7 protein-coding genes and 2 pseudogenes are annotated in these 7,373 nt (G+C 34.7%); 7 read left to right on the top strand and 2 right to left on the bottom strand.

Annotated features, from left to right (window positions below; genetic code table 11):
• Positions 1–124 (top strand): transposase (locus tag FJR05_RS13950; RefSeq protein WP_168642427.1); only part of this gene is annotated, 124 nt, incomplete at its 5' end.
• Here the strand turns inward: FJR05_RS13950 and FJR05_RS13945 are convergent.
• Together FJR05_RS13945 and FJR05_RS13940 are read right to left on the bottom strand one after the other, a co-directional pair.
• Positions 92–382, bottom strand: coding sequence for a hypothetical protein (locus FJR05_RS13945; RefSeq protein ID WP_217385594.1), 291 nt, complete (start codon positions 380–382; stop codon positions 92–94). The genes FJR05_RS13950 and FJR05_RS13945 overlap by 33 nt on opposite strands.
• Positions 379–1,413, bottom strand: a complete 1,035-nt coding sequence (locus FJR05_RS13940) for a site-specific DNA-methyltransferase (protein WP_168644659.1) — start codon at positions 1,411–1,413, stop codon at positions 379–381. The genes FJR05_RS13945 and FJR05_RS13940 overlap by 4 nt, the downstream gene beginning before the upstream one ends.
• A 440-nt stretch (positions 1,414–1,853) precedes the next feature.
• On the opposite strand from FJR05_RS13940, the gene FJR05_RS13935 reads away from it, so the two are divergent.
• From FJR05_RS13935 to FJR05_RS13910, 6 genes and pseudogenes are all read left to right on the top strand, one after another.
• A complete protein-coding gene (locus tag FJR05_RS13935) occupies positions 1,854–3,395 on the top strand; it encodes an FAD-binding oxidoreductase (protein WP_168644658.1) in 1,542 nt (513 codons plus the stop codon).
• A gap of 14 nt (positions 3,396–3,409) precedes the next feature.
• Positions 3,410–3,769: pseudogene (locus FJR05_RS13930) on the top strand (actin-binding WH2 domain-containing protein); the annotation flags it as partial.
• A gap of 128 nt (positions 3,770–3,897) precedes the next feature.
• Positions 3,898–4,242, top strand: a pseudogene (locus FJR05_RS13925) (actin-binding WH2 domain-containing protein); the annotation flags it as partial.
• Between the two features lies 1 nt (position 4,243).
• Positions 4,244–4,951 carry an actin-binding WH2 domain-containing protein gene (locus tag FJR05_RS13920; RefSeq protein ID WP_168644657.1) on the top strand — a complete coding sequence of 236 codons (708 nt, stop codon included), beginning with the start codon at positions 4,244–4,246 and terminating at the stop codon, positions 4,949–4,951.
• A gap of 61 nt (positions 4,952–5,012) precedes the next feature.
• Positions 5,013–5,207, top strand: a complete 195-nt coding sequence (locus tag FJR05_RS13915) for a hypothetical protein (protein ID WP_168644656.1) — start codon at positions 5,013–5,015, stop codon at positions 5,205–5,207.
• Between the two features lie 294 nt (positions 5,208–5,501).
• The gene (locus FJR05_RS13910) at positions 5,502–7,322 is read left to right on the top strand and encodes an NAD(P)H-quinone oxidoreductase subunit F (RefSeq protein WP_168644655.1); all 1,821 of its coding nucleotides are present in this window, start codon (positions 5,502–5,504) and stop codon (positions 7,320–7,322) included.
• Positions 7,323–7,373 lie beyond the last annotated feature (51 nt).

Raw genomic sequence — 7,373 nt, 5'->3', positions numbered from 1 at the left:
TACTGTAGAAGGAATTAATAATAAACTCAAATTAATCAAAAGACTTGGATATGGATTTCGTAACTTTAGTAATTTTAGATTACGTAGTTTATTAAACTGGCACTTTAGTATTAATTCTCCATAAAAGGGACGCAAGAGCCGGAAATTTCTTTTGATGTAATCTGATATCTTGCTCTGGTTTAATTATTTTCTTGAGTAAACTGGTAATAATTACCTGAATTAAAGATTTATCGGTTTCTATTTTTTGAATAAAAATATCTACACAATTTCTTATTTCTTGATCAAATTCTGTAAATGATTGATTTTTAACTAATTCAAGTGCTTGCTGATAGCATTTCTCTAATGCGGCAATTTCTTGACTATATTTATTTTTATTTTTCATATAAATAACTCCTGTTGCTGAGAATCAGATTCTTCCATACGGTTATTAGCTAAATTTACATAATCAGGATTGATTTCTATTCCTAAATAATTTCTATGTAAATTTCTAGCTGCTATACAAGTTGTACCACTACCACAAAAAGGATCAAGGACAAAATCACCTTCTTGAGTTAATAATTTAATCAATTCTTGAATAATATACATGGGATAAACTGCTGGATGATGATTATTTTTTGTAATCTCTACGGGACTTTCAATGATGTCTTTTTTCATCGTGTTTCCCAAAATTCTAATAATAGTAAACCCATTATTCTTAATTTGATTATTTCTTCCTCCATCTTGTCCACCATAGGCTAATTTATGTACACCATGAATTTTCATTCTAAATCCTTCAATTTCTCCCTTGTGTACCGCTGAAATAGCTTGATTTAATGATTTGATAGCATTATTTTTTTGTTCTTCACTTAAATCAGAATTTTTGATTAATTCCAGATATTTTTTACCTAATTTATCAGATGGTTTACTTTTAACGCTTTTGTTGAAGTTATCTAAGTGTTGTAAATAATTATCTAAATTAAAATAATAATCTTTTGATTTAGCAAATATGAAAAAAGGTTCTGTCGCTTGTATTAATTTCCTTTTATCTTGACGTGGTGTCGGATTGAGTTTTGACCATGTAATTTGATTAATAAGAAAAATATTTTGGTTTTGGGTGGCTTGAATTGCAAATTTATAAGGAATTAGAGATAAACTCCCGTTAATATATTTATCTCCTAAGTTAAAAACTATTAGTCCAGTTTTTTTCAAAACGCGCACACATTCTCCAAAAATTGTGAGGATATTTTTTAAATATTCTGATTCAGTTGTTTCATTACCTATGCCTAAATCACCATTTCCATAATTACGTTGCTGAAAATATGGTGGTGAAGTAATGATTAAATCAAAAGTATCATTTTCTATTTGTTTGAGTATAGATAGATTATCACTATGAATAATTTGATTTTTGAAGTCTGATATTGCTCGTAATTTCATGTGATTTTATGCAATTTAAATTTAATCTCTAATTATGTATTTAAGTGTAACAATTTTTGTATCTTTTGAAACATTTTCTAAATAAAATTTAATAATTTAACTTTTCAAGTATCAATGATATGCACATAAGCAGTACATCAGAAAAACGTGATGTTTTGAGTATAGTGGTTACTATTTCTTTAACTATTTTATCGTCAGAATCATTTTTTTACTTGCTCAACTAAACTAGATAGTAACCAATAATTAAAGATATTAAGTAGGTGATCACAATAAAACCAAAATGTGTAACGATATATAAATTAACCTTGATGCGTTATTGTGGCTGAGTTTTAGCCATTTCACAAAACGAAATATATTTTGATTTTTCTCCACCCACGTACTTATCTCGATATGTAAAGTTTTGTTACGTAATTCAACATTTCTAGCTTAAATTAACAATTATGTCACTAACTGAAGAAATTCTTTCCCAACTCCCAGGCGATGTTTTAGGTGGTTTACGACGTTCTGACCGTATATTAGCATCCCTAAGAACAGATAACGCACCCATACCCAACGTAGTTATAGAAAATCCCGAAAATTTAGACTCTGTAGAATTCGATGTCATTATCTGCGGTGGAACTTTGGGAATTTTAATCGCTTCTGCTTTAGCTGTGCGGGGTGTGCGGGTAGCGTTGTTAGAAAGGGGAATTTTACGGGGAAGAGAACAGGAATGGAATATTTCTCGCAAAGAGTTAGAAGTGTTTCGGGAATTGGAATTACTGACAGCAGCCGAATTAACACAAGCTATTGTCACAGAATATAATCCCGCCAGGGTTAAATTTCACGGTGGTACAGAAGTATGGGTAGAAGACGTTTTAAATATTGGTGTTAATCCTATTTATCTTCTGGAAACGTTAAAAAACCGTTTTCTGAATATGGGAGGAAAATTATTTGAAAATACACCATTTAAGCATATTGTGGTTCACCCAAATGGAGTCATAGTTAATAATCAATTTACTGCAAAATTATTACTAGATGCTATGGGAAATATTTCTCCAATTAGCCAACAAGCGCGTCAAGGGAAAAAACCAGATGCACTTTGTTTAGTTGTGGGAACTTGTGCAAAAGGATTTGCGGAAAACAACTCCGGTGACTTGTTGTTATCTTTTACAGCTTTGGAAAATCAATGTCAGTATTTTTGGGAAGCTTTTCCAGCTAAGGATGGTAGAACTACATATTTATTCACTTATATGGATGCAGATGCACAAAGATTGAGTTTGGAAACTTTATTTGATGAATATTTACGCCTGTTACCAGAATATCAAGGTGTGGAAATTAATCGCCTAAATTTTCAACGGGCGTTATTTGGTTTCTTTCCTAGTTATCGTCAAAGTCCTCTGCAAACTCTTTGGAATCGGATTTTACCTGTGGGAGATAGCAGCGGTAATCAATCACCTTTAAGTTTTGGTGGTTTTGGGGCTATGGTACGTCATTTACAAAGGCTAACTTTGGGAATTGAAGAGGCACTAAAAACTGATCAATTATCTGCCCAATCTTTAGCAATTCTCCAACCATATCAACCAAGTTTAAGTGTAACTTGGTTATTTCAAAAAGCCATGAGTGTAGGTGTAAATCAGAAAATTGATCCAAATCAAATTAACCAATTACTCTCCGCTGTATTTGTCCAAATGCAGCATTTAGGAATACCTGTGTTAAAACCTTTTTTACAAGATATTGTTCAGTTTGGGGCGTTGACACAAACATTGTTAAAAACGGGTTTATCTCATCCTTTGTTGGTTGCAAAAATTATTCCCCAAGTCGGTGTATTGAGTTTGTTGGATTGGATGTTACATTATATTAACTTATGTGTTTATAATGGGTTATTTTTTGTAACTCCAGTGATAGAATTTTTAGTTAATAATTTATCTATTCAACAACAATATTATTGGCATCGGTTAATAGATAAATGGCGGTTTGGTTCTGGCAATGATTATCATGAATAATATCTGAGGATAAGATGATTGAACGCAATTCTATCAGGGTAAAATACTTTGCGGTGCTAATTGGGTTACTGCGAGAACGTCAAGGCTTTTTAGAAGAGATTCGCCAAGGTATTAGATTACCTAGTAAAATCATTTCTTTATTAGTTTGTAGTTCTCTATTTTTAGCAATGTATGGCGGAATTATTGGTGCATATCATAGTTGGATGCAAGCTTTATCTTCTGCTGTCAAACTACCGGCACTTTATCTAATTACCTTACTAATTTGTTTGCCAACATTATTTTTTGCTAATGTTATTTTTGGTTCAAAACGAACTTTTGCTCAACATTTTGCCTTGGTGCTAACTGCGGTTTCTGTCACCAGCGTACTTTTATTTAAGTAGGTCAACAGGAAAATTTAAAGGTATGTAACGGTATGTAAAGTTGTCTCAATGCGATATTCTGATTGAGTTTCAGCCATTTTATAAAACGCAATACCCCTCATTTTTATTTTGTTCACCTACTTAGTTTTGCCCCAATTACTTTGTTTTTCTTAATTACAACTAATAATTACCAATTTCTAATTTTGTTAAATGTTATTATCTTTTCTTTAACTGGATTTATTGGTATTTCTTCTTTATATAATGCTACCACCATAGTTTTAGAACAAGACGATGAAAGTAGTAAGACCCGTAAAAAGATTATTCAATCGTGGTTATTACTTTATGCTTTTGTTGGTAGTCAATTGGGGTGGACTCTGCGACCTTTTTTTGGAACACCAGATTCTGTTTTTCAGCTATTTAGAGAAAGAGAAGGAAACTTTTATTTAAGTGTTATTCAATCGCTAGGTTATTTATTAGGAATTCGTTAATATGTTGGAAAAACAAGCTGATGTTAAGAAACACTTTGGGGTTTTATTGAGTTTACTAAGAGATAGGCAAAATTTCTTAGAAGAAATTCGCCAAGAGGTTAGACTAGAAAGCAAAATCAGTTCACTGTTTGTTACCAGTTCTATATTCTTTGCAATTTATGGTGTAATTATCGGTGCTTCTCACAGTTTTGGGCAAGCATTATCAAGTGCGATTAAACTCCCAGCATTTTATTTATTAACGTTAATAATATGCTTTCCTACGTTGTTCTTTTTTAATGTTTTATTTGGTTCTCGTAGCAGCTTTAAACAACATTTTGTGGTCTTACTTACCGCAGTATCAGTGATTAGCGTTTTATTGTTTAGTTTAGCACCAGTAACGCTATTTTTCATGATTACAGCCCCCGATTCTTACCAATTTTTTAAACTGTTGAATGTCTTAATTTTTGGAATTACGGGAACTTTTGGTGTGAAGTTTCTGTATGAAGGAATGCAGTTACTTTCCCAACAAGATGAAGTGGGTAAAAAAACCCGCACTACCATTTTACAATCCTGGTTACTACTTTATGCTTTTGTGGGAATTCAGCTAGGATGGTTTCTGCGTCCATTTTTTGGCGCACCTGAATCTAAATTTGAGTTATTTCGGGCTGTTAAAGGTAACTTTTATCTGGATATTATGCAAGCGATATCTGAAATTTTGGGCGTAAAATAATTAGGAAAGTTCTTATTTCAAATTTAAAGACTATTTCGTTATTCCATCAGGGGAAATACTTATGAATCGTTCTCAGATAGTTGCGATTGTTACGGGTGTATTTTCTATCCTTCTAGCGATCGCTTACCTAATTGTTGTCCAAATTATTGATTACCGGGATATGAAACCAGCGCCTATTAGCCAAGTCAGCCCACCTGTGATCATTGCCGAAAATAATTTACTCGATTTGCACCTTGACATAATTGCTAAAGTGTGAATTTAAAGGGGCTGGAAAATCCCGCCCCTATACTACGGGAAAATACAATCCATAGATTAAAAATAATAGTTGCCATTCAATAATTCAATCTATTGAAATATAAGAATTTTTTACAGAAAATATCGTGAATTTGTTTAATTAAATAATTCCTTTTTGGCACAGATAAAGGTAAGCTATTTCTAACAATATTAAATAAAGATAAATTTTCATTATCCATCACAGCTAGATTCACAGGGATCAACGCTAGTTGCTGTATTTTCTTTAATTTTTGCTGCAAACTATAGAGGTAATTGAATGGCTCAGTATTTAGTAGACAGTGTTTGGCTAATTCCAGTTTATGCTTTGATAGGTGGGCTTTTAGCCATACCTTGGTCGCCGGGAATCATTCGCAAAACTGGTCCTCGACCGGCGGGATATGTCAACGTGGTGATGACCTTGTTCGCCTTTTCCCATGCTGTTTTTGCCTTTTTTGCTACTTGGAATCATCCAGCCCAAGAAGTATTTATTCCTTGGCTATCTACAGCAGGTTTAAACCTCACCATTAATTTAGAAATTTCTTCCGTCAGTGTGGGCGCGTTAATTATTATTACCGGCTTGAATTTGCTGGCGCAGATATACGCCATTGGTTACATGGAAATGGACTGGGGTTGGGGACGCTTTTTTTCCTTATTGGGATTATTTGAAGCGGGTCTTTGTGCCTTGGTTTTGTGTAACGATTTATTTTTCAGTTATGTAATTCTGGAAATCCTCACCTTGGGAACTTACCTATTAGTAGGTTTGTGGTTTAGTCAACCCTTGGTAGTCACCGGGGCGCGTGATGCTTTTTTAACTAAACGGGTAGGAGACTTGTTTTTATTAATGGGTGTCTTGGGACTTTGGACACTTTCAGGAACTTGGAATTATACGGAGTTAACTGCATGGGCGGCCACTGCCAATGTTGACCCGACAATTATTACCTTAGTATGCTTGGGGTTAATTGCCGGTCCAATGGGTAAATGCGCCCAGTTTCCCTTGCATTTGTGGTTAGATGAGGCAATGGAGGGTCCTGTTCCCAGTACAATTTTGCGGAGTTCGGTGGTGGTTGCCAGTGGTGCATGGGTGCTGATTAAATTGCAACCTGTGTTTAGTTTATCCCCTGTGGCATCTGCGACGATAGTGGCTATTGGGGCAGTGACAGCGATTGGTGGTTCATTAATTGCGATCGCTCAAATTGACATCAAACGCTGTTTATCCTATTCTGTCAGTGTTTACATGGGCTTGGTATTTATTGCCGTAGGCACACAGCAAAATGAAGCAGCATTACTATTAGTCATCACCCATGCCCTCTCCGCTGCATTATTAGTCATGAGTACCGGCGGAATCGTTTGGAACAGTGTCACCCAAGACGTTACCCAATTAGGTGGATTATGGTCACGTCGTCCCATGTCCGGTTTAGCCTTTATTATCGGCACATTGGGTTTAATCGGTTTTCCCCCTTTAGGTAGTTTTTGGGCTTTATTCAAATTAGCTGATGGTTTATGGGGAACACACCCGATTTTAGTCGCCATAATAATTGTTGTTAATGCCCTAACTGCATTTAGTTTAACTAGAGAATTTGGTTTAATTTTTGGTGGTAAACCCAAACAAATGAGTGAACGTTCTCCTGAAGCTATTTGGTTAATGGTTTTACCAATGATGATTTTGTGTGGCTTTGTTTTACATCTACCTTTAGTGTTGCAAAGTTTATCATTACTTCCCGACTGGGCAACTTTAAATAAAGATGTCGCCCTCCTATTAATTTGGTCAAGTATTTTTGGTTGCAGTATTAGCAGCATCATCTATTTAGGTAACATTCCTAAACCAATTCGTTTACCCTGGCAAGGTTTACAAGACTTATTTGCTTACGACTTTTACACCCCTAAATTGTACAAAATTACCATTATTTTCGGCGTTGCCCAACTCTCTAAATTTGCCGATATGCTGGACAGATTTGTAGTAGATGGTATCGTCAACTTTGTGGGTTTATTCTCTCTCTTAGGTGGTGAAGGCTTGAAATATAGCAACACTGGACAAACTCAATCCTATGCCTTAACAGTGCTTTTAGGAGTTGGTGTCTTAGGCGCTTGTGTGACGTAACTGTTCACACTCCCCCACTAAAAAGGAATTAGGAAGTAACAGGGATAGGAG

Source organism: Dolichospermum sp. UHCC 0259, assembly GCF_009711935.1.
Taxonomy (GTDB): domain Bacteria; phylum Cyanobacteriota; class Cyanobacteriia; order Cyanobacteriales; family Nostocaceae; genus Dolichospermum.
This window is presented reverse-complemented; position numbering and strand designations above follow the sequence as displayed.

Coding starts and splice junctions, on each gene's coding strand:
- FJR05_RS13945 (WP_217385594.1), bottom strand. CDS start 382: ATGAAAAATAAAAATAAATATAGTCAAGAAATTGCCGCATTAGAGAAA.
- FJR05_RS13940 (WP_168644659.1), bottom strand. CDS start 1,413: ATGAAATTACGAGCAATATCAGACTTCAAAAATCAAATTATTCATAGT.
- FJR05_RS13935 (WP_168644658.1), top strand. CDS start 1,854: ATGTCACTAACTGAAGAAATTCTTTCCCAACTCCCAGGCGATGTTTTA.
- FJR05_RS13920 (WP_168644657.1), top strand. CDS start 4,244: ATGTTGGAAAAACAAGCTGATGTTAAGAAACACTTTGGGGTTTTATTG.
- FJR05_RS13915 (WP_168644656.1), top strand. CDS start 5,013: ATGAATCGTTCTCAGATAGTTGCGATTGTTACGGGTGTATTTTCTATC.
- FJR05_RS13910 (WP_168644655.1), top strand. CDS start 5,502: ATGGCTCAGTATTTAGTAGACAGTGTTTGGCTAATTCCAGTTTATGCT.